This window comes from Castellaniella sp. (assembly GCF_047971665.1).
Lineage (GTDB): Bacteria > Pseudomonadota > Gammaproteobacteria > Burkholderiales > Burkholderiaceae_B > Castellaniella.
Genome location: NZ_JBKEAA010000007.1, coordinates 20640 through 35852, shown reverse-complemented (window position 1 = coordinate 35852; position 15213 = coordinate 20640). Strand labels below are relative to the sequence as shown.

Genomic DNA, 15213 nt, shown 5'->3' with positions numbered 1-15213 from the left:
TGTTCGAGTGCTCATGCGCGCCGGCCGGTTCCGCGGCTGCCGCTTTGTTTTTCTGCCTTTCGGGAGATTTCATGCCGCGTCCGATCCTGGCGACGATCGACACCCAGGCCTTGAGCCACAACCTCAGGACAGTGGCCGACCGTCTGCGCCAGGATGCGCTCCGCGCCATGCCTTTCATCTGGGCGGTCATCAAGGCGCGCGGCTATGGCCATGGCATCGAAGCCGCCTTGGCGGGGTTCGGTCAGGCCGATGGCCTGGCGATGCTGGACCTGGAAGAGGCCGTGCGTTGCCGCGAACTGGGCTGGGCCGGTCCGCTGCTGCTTCTTGAGGGGTTTTTCGAGCCGGACGATCTCGAGACGCTGGCGCATCATCGGATCGGGACCGTGCTGCATTGCGCCGAGCAACTGGCCATGCTCGAGTCCAGCCCCGCCGCCCGTCCGATCGACGCTTTCGTCAAGTTGAATACCGGCATGCATCGGCTGGGCTTTGCGCCGCATGAGTTTCGCGCGGCGCATGACCGCGCGCTGGCCTTGCAGACTCGAGGGGTGTTGGGACGGGTCGGCGCCATGACGCACTTTGCCCGCGCCGACGACGATCCTTCCGTCACTCAGGCCCAGATCGATTGTTTCCTGAGGACGATTGGCGGCCTGTCCGGTCCGGTCAGCCTGTGCAATTCCGCGGCCACCTTGACCCCCGGTCTGGCGGCGGGGATCGCCGGCGATCCGCAATGGGTGCGGCCCGGGATCTGCCTGTATGGCGCCTCGCCTTTTGCCGACCGGCCGGCCGATACGTTCGGCCTGCGCCCGGCCATGACCCTGTCGGCCCGCCTGATCGGCGCCCACCGGGTGCCTGCAGGCGAGTCGGTGGGGTATGGCCACACCTTCTGCGCTCCCAGGGACATGCAGGTCGGCATCGTGGCGTGCGGCTACGCCGACGGCTATCCGCGCCACGCACCCACCGGGACGCCGGTCACGGTGGGCGGGGTGCGCACCCGCCTGGTCGGCCGGGTGTCCATGGACATGCTGGCCGTGGATCTGGCGCCAGTGGCCGACGCCGCCGTGGGCGCGCCGGTCGTGTTGTGGGGGCAGGGTGGGCCTTCAGTGGATGAGGTTGCTGCCGCCTGCGGTACCATCGGCTATGAATTGCTGACCGCCGTGACCCCCCGGGTTCCGCGTCGCGTCCTGTGAACTGGTCAGGGGAATTGTCCATGAAGAACAGTTGTGTGCTCGTCACCGGTGCGACCAAGGGCATTGGCTGGGCCGTCAGCCAGCGGCTTGCCGACCAGGGCTGCCATGTCGTCGGTCTGGCCCGGAACGTGGCCGATATCGATTTTCCCGGCTACCTGTATGCCTGCGATCTGGCCTATGCCGGAGAAACCGAGGAACTGCTGCGCGTGATCCGCGAAAAATATCCAGTCGATGCGGTGGTGAATTGTGTCGGTCCGACCATTTCCGAGCCTCTGGGCGAGGTCGACCTGGCCTCGCTCTATCAGACGTTCGATCTGAGCGTGCGCGTGGCCGTCCAGACGGTGCAAGCGTTCGCGCCGGGTATGAAGGCCCGCAAATCCGGACGGATCGTCAACCTGTGCGGCCGTGTGGCTCATGGCCTGGCAGGACACACCAGTTTTTCGGCGGCCAAGAGCGCGCTGCTGGGATGCACGCGCACCTGGGCTCTGGAATTGGCGCCCTACGGCGTCACGGTCAACGCGGTTTCGCCCGGTCCGGTCGAGACCGGCCTGTTTCGCTCACAATGCCCCGTCGGCAGCGACGCCGAGAAAGCGGTGCTGGCCTCGGTTCCCATGGGCCGTCTGGCTCAGGCCGATGAGATTGCCGCCGCCGTGGTGTTTCTGCTGGGCGACGGGGCGGCCTTCATTACCGGCCAGGAAATCGGCGTGGACGGGGGCGGCAGCCTGGCGGGCCGCTGATGGCCAGGGCCCGGACACTGTTCCTCTGTTCAGACTGCGGCGGTACTTCCGTCAAATGGGAAGGCCGCTGCCCGCATTGCGGCGCCTGGAACACGCTCCAGGAAACACGCGAGTCTCCGGCGGCCGCCTCCGGCCATCGTTTTGCTCCGCTGGCCGCGTCCACCCCGGTGCGTCGTCTGGCGGACATCGAGGCCCGCGAGCAGGTCCGCAATCCGACCGGGATCGAGGAATTCGACCGGGTTCTGGGGGGCGGTCTGGTGGCCGGCGCGGTGGTGCTGATCGGGGGTGATCCGGGCATCGGCAAGTCGACCCTGTTGCTGCAAGCGCTGACCAGCCTGTCAGAACGTGGTCCCGTCCTCTATGTCACGGGGGAGGAATCCGCCGAGCAGGTTGCCCTGCGCGCCCAACGCCTGGGCGTGTCCGGCGACAGCGTGGACTTGCTGGCCGAAATCCGCCTGGAACAGATCACCCAGGCGCTGGTCGAGCGCCAGCCCGGCGTGGCGGTCATCGATTCGATCCAGACGTTGTATTCCGGTGAATTGACTGCGGCGCCCGGCTCAGTATCGCAGGTGCGCGAGTGCGCGGCCCGGCTGACACGCATCGCCAAGCAGACCGGCGTCACCCTGATCCTGATCGGCCATGTCACCAAGGACGGTGCACTGGCCGGTCCGCGGGTGCTTGAGCATATCGTCGATACCGTGTTGTATTTCGAGGGGGACACGCATTCTTCGTTCCGCCTGGTGCGGGCCATCAAGAACCGCTTTGGCGCAGTCAATGAACTGGGTGTATTCGCCATGACCGACCGGGGGCTGCGTGGGGTGAGCAATCCGTCCGCGCTGTTCCTGGCGGGACACGCGCGCGAGGTCGCGGGCGCTTGCGTCATGGCGACTCAGGAAGGCACCCGTCCCTTGCTGGTGGAAATCCAGGCGCTGGTTGACACGGCACATGTGCCCAATCCGCGCCGCCTGTCCGTGGGGCTGGAAAGCAGCCGCCTGGCGATGCTGCTGGCCGTGCTGCACCGGCATGCCGGGATCGCCACCTATGACCAGGACGTCTTCGTCAATGCCGTGGGGGGCGTGCGCATCATGGAGCCGGCCGCCGATCTGGCGGTGGCCCTGGCGATCCTGTCCTCCATGCGCGATCGGCCCTTGCCGGCTGGCTTGCTGGCTTTTGGCGAAATTGGCCTGGCCGGCGAGATCCGCCCGGCGCCGCGCGGTCAGGAACGTCTGCGCGAAGCCGCCAAGCTGGGCTTCGTGCAGGCGGTGGTGCCGCGCGCCAATGTGCCGCGCCAGCCCATCGAAGGCTTGCGCATTCACGCCGTCGACCGCGTCGAAGACGTGCTTGGCGTCCTGTCCTGAGGTCTCCGTGATGGACAGTCTCTGGTTGATTCCCGCCTGTCTCGCGGTGGGCGGCCTGATCGGATTCTCCGGCGGCGTGCTGGGCATCGGTGGCGGACTGTTCGCGATTCCCCTGCTGGGTTTGATTCTGGGCTACGAGCAGCAGGCTGCGCAGGGGACGGCGCTGATCATGGTGCTGCCGGCCATTCTGCTCACGTTGCGCAAATACCATCAGCACGCGTCTATCGACTGGCGCGCGGCCGCGGCCGGCGCCTGCAGCTCGATCCTGTTCACCTGGATCGGCGCCCAGGTCGCGCTGGGCCTGGATCCCTGGTTGTTGCGCCGCATTTATGCCGGGTTCGTGTTCCTGATCGCATTGTTCTATTTTCGCGAGAGTCTGGGGCGCCGGGCCAAACCCCGGCCAACCACGTTCTACCGCGAGGTCGGCCAGGTACCCAAGCTCTGGTATGTCGGCGTCGGTGTCTGTGCCGGTTTTGCCGGCGGGATCTTCGGGGTGGGCGGTGCCGTTCTGGCGGTGCCTTTCCTGACCTCGTTCTTTCATCTGCGCCAGACCTCGGCGCAGGCAGTGGCGCTGGCCATGGTCGTACCGGGAACCTGCGTGGCGCTGATCACCTATGCCTTGCACGGTCAGGCGCACGGACTGGTAGGCATTCCCCTGGCTGCCGGCAGCCTGCTGTGTGTGCCCTATGGGGTCCGCCTGGCCTATGCATTGCCCGAGGCGCGTCTGAAACTCATCTTCGCCTGCATGCTGCTGGTGATCATGGGCCTGTTGCTGATACGGGGATGAGATCGGACATGGAACAGTCCCTGCGGACTGTTCCATGCCGATCGAATCCGAGTGCCTTGCAAGGCACGAGGTGGAGAGATGCTTCATGTGGTGCTGTTCCATGCCGATCGAATCCGAGGAGACATGAATGATCAATTGCATTCCGCCGGGATGGTCCTCGCACCGTTTTCCTGGCGGCGCCTTCTGCGTGCCTGCGCCTCTTGATGATCTGGCGCGTGAGGACTGGTTCGACGCGCGGCGGCCCGATGCCGTCCCGGTGGGCGAGGGCGGCCGGCAGGCTGCCTGGTTCGTCGACGGCCGCCATGGCCCCGCCGTGTTGCGTCATTACCGGCGTGGCGGCCTGCGCGCCCGGCTGGGGCGAGAATCCTATCTGTGGCTGGGCGAGTCCCGGGTGCGCGCTTATGCGGAAGTCCGGGTGCTGGCGCATCTGCGCCAGGCCGGACTGCGAGTACCCGACCCGCTGGGGGTGGCCTATTGGCGTCAGGACGCCTTTTTTTACCGCAATGCCATCCTGATTTCACGGATCGATGGCGCCCAGGCGCTGGCGGGCCGCCTGGACCGGGCCGAGCCCGCCGCCGTCGCACAGGCCATCATGGCGATACACGCGGCCGGCGTCTGGCACGCGGACCTGAACGCCTACAACATTCTGTTCGATGCAGACGACCATGTCTGGCTGATCGATTTCGACCGGGCGCGCCTGGGGCCGGTCTCCCCGGCGGACGCAAGAAAAAACCGGTTGCGTCTGCGCCGGTCTTTGGTTAAGGTAGCCGGCGCGCGGGGAGCGCAGTGGTGGGATGCATTATCCCGTTGTTTACCTCCATGATAGGGATCCATGTCATGAAAATCGGCACAGTACACACCTTGTTGGCCGCCGCCGCGCTGATTGCCGCGGCCTCGGCAAACGCACAGGATCGCGTCGTCAATGTCTATAACTGGGCTGAATACACGGCCCCTGATACGTTGTCCGGTTTTGAGAAAACCACCGGCATCAAGATCCGCTACGACGTCTACGATACCAATGACACGCTGCAGGCCAAGCTGCTGACGGGCAAGTCCGGCTACGACGTGGTCGTGCCGTCTACCCACTATGCCGCGCGCCAGATCCAGGGCGGCCTGTTCCAGAAACTGGACCGCTCCAAGATCCCCAACTGGAAATATCTGGATCCGGACCTGATGGCGCTGGTCGCCTCGGTCGATCCCGGCAATCAGTACCTGATTCCCTGGGGCTATGGCACCAACGGTCTGGGCTACAACGTCACCAGGGTGCGCGAGGCCATGGGCGAGGATGCGCCCCTGAATTCCTGGGACATGCTGTTCAAACCCGAGAACGCGGCCAAGCTGCAATCCTGCGGCATTTCCATTCTGGATGAGGCCGCCCAGGTCTTTCCGGCCGTGTTGCACTATCTGGGCAAGGATCCAAACAGCAGCGATCCCAAGGACTACGAGGCCGCGCTGGCCCTGCTCAAGACCATCCGGCCCTATGTGCGCCAGTTCAGCTCCTCGGGCTATATCGATGAGCTGGCCTCGGGCGGCCTGTGCATGGTCTATGGCTTTTCGGGCGATGTGATGATCGCCTCATCGCGGGCGCGCGAGGCCAAGAAATCCTACAGCATCGACTATTACATTCCCGATGGCGGCGCGCCGGTGTGGTTCGACACCATGGCCATCCCCAAGAGCGCCGAGCACGTGGATGAGGCGCACACCTTCATCAACTACATCGAAACGCCCCAGGTCCATGCGGCCATCACCAACACCATGTATTACCCCAACGCCAACAAAGAGGCGCGCAAGTACGTGGTTGACGAAGTCGCGAACAACCCCATGATCTATCCTTTGCCCGAGGTCTCCCGCACGCTGTTCGTCATCAAGCCGCAGCCGCTGAACATTTTGCGCTTGCAGACGAAAATGTGGGCGCAGCTCAAGACCGGCCGCTGACGATGGGGCAGGAGCGCGGCATGCCTCGTCAGGGAGAGGCCGACGACTTCGTGCGCATGGAGGACGTCGTCAAGATCTTTGGCGACACGGTGGCGGTCAAATCCGTGTCCCTGTCGGTCCGGCGGCACGAGATTTTCGCCCTGCTGGGCAGTTCGGGATGCGGCAAGTCGACCTTGCTGCGCATGTTGGCGGGGTTCGAGGAGCCCACGTCCGGGCGCATCATCCTGGACGATGAGGACATCACGGCCCTGCCGCCGCACCGGCGGCCGGTCAACATGATGTTCCAGTCCTATGCGCTGTTCCCGCACATGACGGTCGAGGCCAATGTGGCCTTCGGCCTGAAGCAGGAAGGCGTGCCGCGCCATGAGATTCATGAGCGCGTGTTCGAGGCGCTGGACCTGGTGCAGATGGCGGGTTACGCGCGCCGCAGGCCCCATCAACTGTCCGGTGGTCAGCAGCAGCGTGTGGCCCTGGCGCGCAGCCTGGTCAAACGGCCCAAGCTGTTGTTGCTCGATGAGCCCATGTCGGCGCTGGACAAGCAGATCCGTCAGGCCACCCAGATCGAGCTGGTGAAAATTCTGGGGCAGGTCGGCGTCACCTGCATCATGGTCACGCATGACCAGGAAGAGGCCATGACCATGGCCAGCCGTCTGGCGGTCATGACCGAAGGCCAGATCATCCAGTGCGGCACGCCGCATGATGTCTACACCTTCCCCAGTTCCCGGTTTGTCGCCGGTTTCATCGGTTCCACCAATCTGTTCACCGGCACCATCGTGGTGGACGAGCCCGATCACGTGCTGATCGAGACCGATGCGCTGTCGCGCCCGCTGTATGTCAGTCACGGGATCAGCGAGCCGCTGGGCATGGAGGTCCACATCTCCATCCGGCCCGAGCAGATCCGCGTCGGCCGTCAGGCGCCCGAAATCGAATCCAACTGGGGGCACGGCATGGTCTCGCACGTCGCCTGGATGGGCAGCTACGCCCGCTACCAGATCCGCCTGGATGCCGGACAGTCCATCGAGGCCAGCGTGCCCAGCCTCGACTGGAGCCAGTCCGACGCGCCCGGTGTGGACGAGGAAGTCTACGTGACCTGGTCTCATGACGCCGGGACGGTGCTGGCGTCCTGACGGTCGCCAGCCATCGCCTTCATCGATTCTTCGCATCCGGAGCCGCCGATGCATTTGAAGCTTCCCGATCATCGACCCAGCGCCCGACAGTTCGCCATCGGCGTGCCTTTCATCTGGCTGGCCCTGTTCCTGCTGGTCCCGTTCCTGCTGGTGCTGAAGATCAGTTTTTCCGACCTGCAGTTCGGCATTCCGCCCTATACGCCGATCGCTACCCTGCAGGATCAGGCGCTGTCGCTGACCCTGCACCTGCGCGGCTATGTGCTGTTGTTCACCGACAGCCTGTATGCGGCCGTGTATCTGAACTCGGTGAAGATGGCCCTGATCACGACCCTTTGCTGCGCGCTGATCGGCTACCCCATGGCCTATTACATCGCCCGTTCACGGCCGGAAATCCGCAATCTGCTGTTGCTGGGCGTGATCCTGCCGTTCTGGACCTCGCTGCTGTTGCGTGTCTACGCCTGGGTCGGCATCTTGCGTGCGGACGGGTTGCTCAATACCGTGTTGATGAGTCTCGGGCTGATCGATGCGCCGCTCGAGATCTACCGCACCGATCTGGCCGTCTATATCGGCCTGGTCTATGCCTACCTGCCGTTCTTCATCCTGCCGTTGTACGCCAATCTGGTCAAGCTGGACTACCGTCTGCTGGAGGCCGCGTATGACCTGGGCGCGCGGCCCTGGCGCGCCTTTCTGAGGATCACCCTGCCGCTGTCGATGCCCGGTGTTGTGGCGGGCGCCATGCTGGTGTTCATTCCTTCGGTGGGCGAATACGTCATTCCCGAGATGCTGGGAGGTGCGAACACGCTGATGATGGGCCGCGTGATGTGGAACGAATTCTTCAACAACGCGGACTGGCCCATGGCCGCGGCCGTGACTTGCGTGATGGTTCTGCTGTTACTGGTGCCCCTGTCCATCTTCCAGTACAACCAGGCGCGTCAGCTCGGGGGGCGGCCATGATGCGCGGCGGCAATGGATTCCGGTTTCTGGCGCTGGTGACCGGCTACGGCTTTCTATACATGCCCATCGCCTGCCTGATGGTGTTTTCCTTCAACGATTCCTCGCTGATGAATTCGTGGTCGGGCTTTTCGCTGCGCTGGTACGCGGAACTGTTTCAGGACCAGGCGCTGCTGTCTGCGGCAAAGCTGTCGCTGCTCATCGCGACACTGACGGCCACTGCCGCCGTGGCCATCGGCACCTGGGCCGGCTACGTGCTGGCGCGCATGGGGCGGTTCCGGGGCTTTGGCCTGTACATCGGCATGCTCAGCGCGCCGCTGGTGATGCCCGAGGTGGTGCTGGGCATCTCGTTGCTGCTGATGTTCGTGGAAATGTCCAAGCTGTTCGGCTGGCCCGACGGCAATGGCCTGTTCACCATCTGGGTGGGACATGTGACGCTGTGTACCGCCTACGTTGCCGTGATCATCCAGTCGCGCGTCCGGGATCTGGACCGCTCGCTGGAGGAGGCGGCCCTGGATCTGGGCGCCCCGCCGCTGCAGGTGTTTTTCCAGATCACTTTGCCGCTGATCACGCCGGCCTTGCTGGCCGCGTGGCTGCTGTCGTTCACGCTGTCGCTCGATGATGTGGTGGTGGCTTCTTTCCTGTCTGGCCCCGGTTATACGACCCTGCCGCTGGAGGTCTTTTCCCGTGTGCGCCTGGGACTGAAACCGGAAATCAACGCGCTGGCCACTCTGTTCATGGTGGCCGTGGGCGTGGTCGTGGTGGCGGTCAACCGCCTGCAGATTCAGGCGGGGAAACGGCAGGCGGCGGGGTAGGCGGCGGCGAAGGGCGCGCCGTGAGACCGGAGGGCCTCGCTCAGGCGCCCAGCAGCCATAGCGACAGGCTGAACAACCCGGCCGACAGCAGCATGCAGGCGGGGAATGTCAGCAGCCAGGCAAGCACGATGGTGCGTATCGTGTTGTTCTGCAGGCCGCTGCGGTTGGCCACCATGGTGCCGGCCACGCCGGACGACAGCACCTGCGTCGTCGAGACCGGCAGACTGAACACATTGGCCACGCCGATGGCTCCGACGGCGGTGATCTGGGCAGCCATGCCCTGAGCATAGGTCATGCCCTGTCGGCCGATTTTCTCGCCTACAGTCAGCACCACGCGGCGCCAGCCCACCATGGTGCCCACGCCCAGCGCCATCGCGACAGCGACGATCACCCAGAGCGGCGCGTATTCTGTCGTCGTGCTCAGATCGGCCCGCAGGCGCCGCAGGTCGGCCTGCTGACCGGCGGGCAGTTCCCCCAGACTGGCCACTTTGCGGGCAGTGTCGTCCAGGCAGAGCAGGTAGCGGCGCACACGTCCGCGTGTTTCGGGCGGCAGATCGTCATAGGAATTCAGGCCGGACAGATGGCCGCGAACCGCCTGGATGGTGTTCAGCGTGTGCTGCGGATCGCAGTGGAATTCCTGGGGCGGGAGGGCACGAGGCGGGCCTTCGAGCGACAGATAATCTCCCAGCGCGGCGGCGTTGCGCTGATAGAAGTCGCTCAGGTGAGCGGCGGCGTCGTAGGTGCGCTGGATCTGGTAGGGCGTGCTGGCCGGGTCGAGCACGAATTTGGCGGGGACGATGCCGATGAGCACCAGCATGATCAGGCCGATCCCTTTCTGGCCATCATTGGAACCATGGACGAAGCTGACGCTCATGGCTGACAGGACCAGGATCAGCCGGTTCCAGAAAGGGGGGTGTTTTTTGTTGTCGATGGCGCGGCGCTGTTCGGGCGTCTTGTGCATCTTCGAGCCGGTGAACAGCTTCTTGAAGCCCAGCAGCAGCAATCCTGCGCCGATGAAACCGGCGATGGGCGAGATGATCAGCGCCAGGCCGATGTCGAGGGCCTTGCCCCAGTTGACGCCGACGCTGACGGGCAGATCGGTCAGCAGGGCGTTGGCCAGACCGACCCCCAGGATGGCGCCGATCAGCGCATGCGAGCTGGAGGCGGGAATGCCGAAATACCAGGTGCCGAGGTTCCAGGCGATGGCGGCGATCAGCATAGAGAACACCATGGCCAGACCGCGCCCGCTTTCCAGGTTGAGCAGCAGGTCCACCGGCAGCAGGTGAACGATGGCGTAGGCCACTCCCACGCCGCCGAGCACCACCCCCAGGAAGTTGCAGATGCCTGAAAGAAGCACCGCCAGGTGCGGTGGCATGGACTTGGTATAGATGACCGTGGCGACGGCATTGGCCGTGTCGTGAAAGCCGTTGATGAATTCAAAGACCAGGACGAGAGCCAGCGCCAGCACCAGGCTGAGTCCGACCGTCAGGGTCAGACCGGAAAATAGATCGAACATGATATTGGAGTGTTCGGGAGACGCTGAATTATTGCAAATTTGTGGCAAAAAATTTGGATTCTCTTGCGCGATCCACGCCGGTGGGCAGCCGGAACAGCGGAAGAAACCGATTTTTTCTTTTTAAATCAGGAGTCTCTTTCCTTGCTCAGATTTTCGTAGACCTGGCGCACCGTTGCCTCGCCATAGCACCGGTCCAGGCGGCGGACAATGAAATGTCCCCGGGCCATGTCCTGAAAGTGATCGATGAACAGGGTGTTGATCAGGGCGCCGCCAGCTGCGCCGATGGCGGGGACGGCCTGGGCGGCGGCTTTTTCCGTGATCTGGATGCCGAAGCGTTCGGCCACCAGGGTGATCAGGCGCATCAGGGCGGGAGGCGCTGCTTTTTCAACGGCAATGTTGCCCGCTGCATATTCGGCGGCCTGGCTGATGGCGCGCGCCAGCGCCGCGCGCACAACGTAATAGCCGCTTTCCGCGCCGTCGTCCGAGGCATGTTTGCCGCCCAGGGCGAAGACTTCCAGGCAGGCCAGCCGGGTATCGGGATCGGCGAGCGACTCGCCTTCGCTGCGGGCAATGTCGGCGATCGAACGCATCATGATCGTGGTGGAGATCGGCAGTTCCACCGCCAGCCCGGCCAGACCGAAGAATCCGCCCACGCCTCCAGAGGCGGCTGCACCGATCTTGTGCCACCAGTTCGAGCTCTGGTCTGCGGGCTTGTCGTTCAGGGTGAACAGCGCGGCGTCGGCGGCCTTGCTCAGGGCAAGCCGGGTGACCTGGCCGAGCTGGGCATTCCAGCTTTCGGGCAGCTTGCCCAGGAATCTTTCGACGGGTGAGCCGACCAGGTTGGTGAGGCGCGCGGCCAGCCCAGGATTTTCCAACAGGGCATGGGCTTGTCGCAGTGCTTCGTGGTCGGCAGCGGTGAGCATGGGGGCATTCATCGGGCATCTTGGGATTTGCATGAACACGGGGCTATTATCGAACGGAACGCGCGCGCTCGAACGTGCGGGCGCGGTGCGCGCGTCTTGTTGCTCCGGCGGTCCGTTCTGATGCGGCCCGGCAGAAAGACCTCGTGGCCGCTCCCGGAAGAGGGACGTGACAGCGCCCGAAAGGGGAACATTACAATACGGCCTTGCCGACTTCACTGGATATAGATGCCCATGCTCACACAGGACGAACTCAAGCAACAGGCGGCCCGAGCCGCCCTCGACGATGTGCTGCCCCAGCTGCAACCCGACAGCATCCTGGGTGTGGGGACAGGATCGACCGTGGATCGCTTCATCGATCTGCTCGCCCCGCATCGCCAGGCCTTTCGCGCGGCGGTATCGAGCTCGGAGCGCAGCACGCGCCGCCTGGCAGCGGCAGGCATTCCGGTGCTGGACCTGAACGAGGTGAGCTCGCTGGCCCTGTACGTGGATGGCGCCGATGAGATCGACCATCAATTGAATATGATCAAGGGCGGCGGCGGCGCGCTGACGCGCGAGAAAATCGTGGCTTCCGTGGCTGATCGCTTTGTCTGCATCGTGGATGAAACCAAGCTGGTTGAGCAGCTGGGCGGCTTTCCGCTGCCGATCGAGGTCATTCCCTTGGCGCGCGAGGCCGTCGCCCGAGAGGTCCGCCAATTGGGCGGGCAGCCACGCCTGCGCGAGGGCTTCACCACGGACAACGGTCATCAGATTCTGGATGTCTCCGGCCTGCGCTATGGCGATCCGGCGGAATTCGAGGCGGTGCTCAACAATATCCCGGGCGTGGTCTGCTGCGGCCTGTTTGCGATTTCTGGAGCCCAGGTGGCGCTGGTGGCGGGGCGGACCGGCGTGGCGCGGCTGGAGCTGCGCGACTGATCCGGTCGATGCGGCCGGCCGCATCGGGACGGAAGCGCCCTGACGCGGCGGCGACCGTCATGTTTCTGTCACATCGCGCTGCTATGCTGAGGTTCCTTCCCAAGCAGCAGGCGTGATGGTACGCTTTGCGATCGTTGAACGCGCCTGCGCGCAGGCACACAGAGGTCCCGGATTGGAACACACCAACAAGCAATTTCACAGCGAACTCGAAATGACCCGCTCCATGTTTCTGCAGATGGGCGGGCTGGTCGAGTCCATGGTGCTGGATGGCATCCGCGCCCTGTCCAGGGGCGAGCTGCAACTGGTGGACCGGGTTCGCGAGCACGAGCGGCAGGTCAATCAGCTCGAGATCGACATCGATGGGCGCATCAGCCAGCTGATCGCCCGCAATCAGCCCACGGCGGGGGATCTGCGCCTGCTGCTGTCGGTGTCCAAGATGCTGACCGACATGGAGCGTTGCGGCGACGAGGCCGAAAAGATCGCCAAGGTCGCCCGCCGTCTCCATGAGGCTGATACGTCCTACGAACCGGTGGTCGAATTGCGGCACATGGCCGACGCGGTGGCCGGCATGATCCGCGCGGCGCTGGATGCCTTCGCCCGGGAGGATCCCGTCGCCGCTGCTCAGGTCGTGCGCAACGACAAGGACGTGGACAAGGAATGGAAGGCCTCGCTGCGCCACATCATCACCTACATGATCGAGGATCCGCGCACGATCTCACGATCCATCGATCTGATCTTCATCGCCCGCGCGCTCGAGCGTATCGGCGACCATGCAAAGAACATGGCCGAGCGGGTCATCTACATGGTGCGCGGTGACGATGTGCGCCACACGGGGGTCTCCAATACAGAGCGACTGGCACGAGGCGAGCCGCTGGAGCCGCGCCGCGAAGCCTCCGAGGCGCCGCGTGACTGATCGGGCTCAGGCCGAGGGCGGCACGTAGCCCTGGGCCTCGACATCCTGGTCGTCGAACAGGAATGCCTGCATGCGTTCGGCCAGGAATTTGCGGGTTTCTGGCTCTGCCAGGCTCAGGTGGTTTTCGTTGACCAGCCGCGTCTGGATGTCCAGCCATTTGGCCCAGGCGTCCCGGGAAATCTCACGCCAGATGCGCACACCCAGCTCGCCAGGGTAGGGAGGATAGTCCAGGCCCTGGGCCTCGCGTTTGAGTTTGTGACATTGAATCATGCGTGCCATGTCGACCCCTCGTGCAATCGCTAAAGGAAAGCCGGTATTGTAGATGAGTCCGGACATGGAACAGTCCCAATGGACTGTTCCATGCCGGACGAATCCAAGCGGCTTGCAAGCCGCGCGGTGTATGCGGGCCAGCCGTTGACGCAGGATTTATGGGCTCGTCGGGCGGTCAGATCCAAGCGGCTTGCAAGCCGCACGCGCGGCTTGGTGGACTCGGTGGGTCTGCACGAAGATGGCCGTGTCACCGATGAGGCACCGGATCAGAGCCGAGCCGATGAAGCCGGCGCCTCCCGTGACCAGGATCCTCATAACCGCTTGATGAAGACCAGGCTGTTGCGGGAATGGTTGTAGTGGGCGCGTTTTTCGTGGGGCAGGTCGGAGATGCCGCCCTGAACGAAGCCGCGCTTCAGGAACCAGTGCGAAGTCCGCGTGGTCAGGACGAACAGGCGCCGGGCGCCCTGGGCGCGGGCGCTGGTTTCGGCATGGCGCAGCAGTTTTTCACCATCGCCCGTGCCCTGCCATTCGGGATGTACGATCAGGCAGGCCATTTCGGCCATGCTGTCTTCCAGATAGGGGATCAGGGCCACGCAGCCGTAGATCACGCCGTCGTGTTCCAGCACGGTGAATTTCTCGACGTCGCGCTCGATCACCGCGCGCCCACGCGGCACCAGGGTACCGTCGGTCTCGAGGGGTTCGATCAACTGGACGATGGCGCCCACGTCATCGGCCCCGGCGGGCCTCAGATCATCGAGCGTGTCCTCGACCACCATGGTCCCGATCCCGTCGTGGGTGAAGATCTCCAGCAGGATGCTGCCGTCCATGGTGTAGGGCACCAGATGCGCGCGCGCCACGCCGCGCTTGACCGCCAGGGAGGCATGGCGCAGGAAGGCGGAAGTGTCCTCGTCCAGCACGTCCTGGGCGAGCAGGTCGTCGGCATCCTTGCGGGCCAGCTCCGTGTCCACGGAGCCGTCGGTCTCGGTGACGGTGCGGTTCTTGGTCAGGAAAATCAGCTTTTCGGCGCGCAAGGCCACGGCGGCGTTGGTGGCCAGGTCCTCCATGGCCAGGTTGAAGGCTTCACCGGTGGGAGAAAAGCCCAGCGGCGAGAGCAGCACGATGGCTCCCTGGCTGATGACGTTGCGCATTGCGTCGATATCGAGCTTGCGCACCGTGCCGGCGCGCCGATAGTCCACGCCATCGATCACTCCGACCGGGCGCGCGGTGACGAAATTGCCCGAGATCACGCGAATCTTGGCATGCGACATGGGCGTATTGGGCAGCCCCTGGCTGAAGGCGGCCTCGATGTCCAGGCGGATTTCGCCAGCGGCCTCCTTGGCGCATTCCAGAGCCTCCGGGCTGGTGGGCTCCGTGCCGCGGCCGAACTGGGTGGTGTGGCCTTTCAGGTGCAGCTGTTCGTTGACCTGAGGGCGCGATCCATGCACCAGGACCAGCTTGACCCCCAGGGCCGACAGCAGTGACAGGTCGGCAACCAGATCCTCCAGGCCGCCGTCCTCGATCAATTCGCCGCCAAAGGCCACGACGAACGTCTTGCCCCGGAAATCATGCACATAGGGCGCAACCTCGCGAAACCATCGTACGAACTGGGCCGCAGCGAATTCTGGAGCGTTCTGGGCGGAATAGGTGTCGATTTCGGCGGAACTCATGGCAGATGGCGGCTCGGGATCCTGGAGGGCGTGATCGGTGGGCGGTTTCTTGCAATAGCGAAATTATAATGAGCGATTGTCCTTTTCCCGACAGTATTCTGTGGTGTCGGGCGGA

16 protein-coding genes are annotated in these 15213 nt (G+C 64.3%); 11 read left to right on the top strand and 5 right to left on the bottom strand.

What is annotated here, in order from left to right; genetic code table 11:
* Positions 1–71: 71 nt before the first annotated feature.
* The 9 genes from alr (at position 72) to ACK5JE_RS01630 (ending at position 8897) form a co-directional block, all read left to right on the top strand.
* A complete protein-coding gene (gene alr / locus ACK5JE_RS01670) occupies positions 72–1187 on the top strand; it encodes an alanine racemase (RefSeq protein ID WP_416799978.1) in 1116 nt (371 codons plus the stop codon).
* A gap of 20 nt (positions 1188–1207) precedes the next feature.
* Positions 1208–1924: an SDR family oxidoreductase gene (locus ACK5JE_RS01665; protein WP_416799977.1), complete on the top strand. Its 717-nt coding sequence runs from the start codon at positions 1208–1210 to the stop codon at positions 1922–1924.
* On the top strand, positions 1924–3282 hold the full coding sequence (gene radA / locus ACK5JE_RS01660; RefSeq protein ID WP_416799976.1) for a DNA repair protein RadA: 1359 nt from the start codon (positions 1924–1926) through the stop codon (positions 3280–3282). The genes ACK5JE_RS01665 and radA overlap by 1 nt, the downstream gene beginning before the upstream one ends.
* Before the next feature lie 10 nt (positions 3283–3292).
* The gene (locus ACK5JE_RS01655) at positions 3293–4069 is read left to right on the top strand and encodes a sulfite exporter TauE/SafE family protein (protein ID WP_416799975.1); all 777 of its coding nucleotides are present in this window, start codon (positions 3293–3295) and stop codon (positions 4067–4069) included.
* 127 nt (positions 4070–4196) lie between these two features.
* Positions 4197–4892 (top strand): 3-deoxy-D-manno-octulosonic acid kinase, encoded by a 696-nt coding sequence (locus tag ACK5JE_RS01650; protein WP_416799974.1) that lies wholly within the window; start codon positions 4197–4199, stop codon positions 4890–4892.
* A gap of 14 nt (positions 4893–4906) precedes the next feature.
* Positions 4907–6004 (top strand): polyamine ABC transporter substrate-binding protein, encoded by a 1098-nt coding sequence (locus ACK5JE_RS01645; RefSeq protein WP_416799973.1) that lies wholly within the window; start codon positions 4907–4909, stop codon positions 6002–6004.
* A gap of 20 nt (positions 6005–6024) precedes the next feature.
* Entirely contained in the window at positions 6025–7131 is a 1107-nt protein-coding gene (locus ACK5JE_RS01640; protein WP_416799972.1) for an ABC transporter ATP-binding protein, read from the top strand.
* Positions 7132–7179: 48 nt separating this feature from the next.
* The gene (locus tag ACK5JE_RS01635) at positions 7180–8085 is read left to right on the top strand and encodes an ABC transporter permease subunit (protein ID WP_416799971.1); all 906 of its coding nucleotides are present in this window, start codon (positions 7180–7182) and stop codon (positions 8083–8085) included.
* Positions 8085–8897, top strand: a complete 813-nt coding sequence (locus ACK5JE_RS01630; RefSeq protein ID WP_416800014.1) for an ABC transporter permease subunit — start codon at positions 8085–8087, stop codon at positions 8895–8897. The genes ACK5JE_RS01635 and ACK5JE_RS01630 overlap by 1 nt, the downstream gene beginning before the upstream one ends.
* Positions 8898–8937: 40 nt before the next feature.
* Here ACK5JE_RS01630 and ACK5JE_RS01625 read toward each other — a convergent pair whose 3' ends face one another.
* Positions 8938–10413 (bottom strand): inorganic phosphate transporter, encoded by a 1476-nt coding sequence (locus tag ACK5JE_RS01625; protein ID WP_416799970.1) that lies wholly within the window; start codon positions 10411–10413, stop codon positions 8938–8940.
* Between the two features lie 125 nt (positions 10414–10538).
* On the bottom strand, positions 10539–11336 hold the full coding sequence (locus tag ACK5JE_RS01620; protein WP_416799969.1) for an EcsC family protein: 798 nt from the start codon (positions 11334–11336) through the stop codon (positions 10539–10541).
* Between the two features lie 231 nt (positions 11337–11567).
* Here ACK5JE_RS01620 and rpiA point away from each other — a divergent pair, with 231 nt between their 5' ends.
* Positions 11568–12248 (top strand): ribose-5-phosphate isomerase RpiA, encoded by a 681-nt coding sequence (rpiA, locus tag ACK5JE_RS01615; protein ID WP_416799968.1) that lies wholly within the window; start codon positions 11568–11570, stop codon positions 12246–12248.
* Between the two features lie 172 nt (positions 12249–12420).
* Positions 12421–13161: a phosphate signaling complex protein PhoU gene (gene phoU, locus ACK5JE_RS01610; protein ID WP_416799967.1), complete on the top strand. Its 741-nt coding sequence runs from the start codon at positions 12421–12423 to the stop codon at positions 13159–13161.
* Positions 13162–13167: 6 nt separating this feature from the next.
* Here the strand turns inward: phoU and ACK5JE_RS01605 are convergent, their stop codons facing one another.
* The 3 genes from ACK5JE_RS01605 to argA all read right to left on the bottom strand — a co-directional run bounded on the left by ACK5JE_RS01605 (position 13168) and on the right by argA (position 15098).
* Positions 13168–13440, bottom strand: a complete 273-nt coding sequence (locus tag ACK5JE_RS01605) for an oxidative damage protection protein (RefSeq protein ID WP_416799966.1) — start codon at positions 13438–13440, stop codon at positions 13168–13170.
* A 147-nt stretch (positions 13441–13587) separates the two neighbouring features.
* On the bottom strand, positions 13588–13746 hold the full coding sequence (locus tag ACK5JE_RS01600; protein ID WP_416799965.1) for an NAD-dependent epimerase/dehydratase family protein: 159 nt from the start codon (positions 13744–13746) through the stop codon (positions 13588–13590).
* A complete protein-coding gene (gene argA, locus ACK5JE_RS01595; protein ID WP_416799964.1) occupies positions 13743–15098 on the bottom strand; it encodes an amino-acid N-acetyltransferase in 1356 nt (451 codons plus the stop codon). Before argA ends, ACK5JE_RS01600 begins: the two co-directional genes overlap by 4 nt.
* Between the last annotated feature and the right edge of the window lie 115 nt (positions 15099–15213).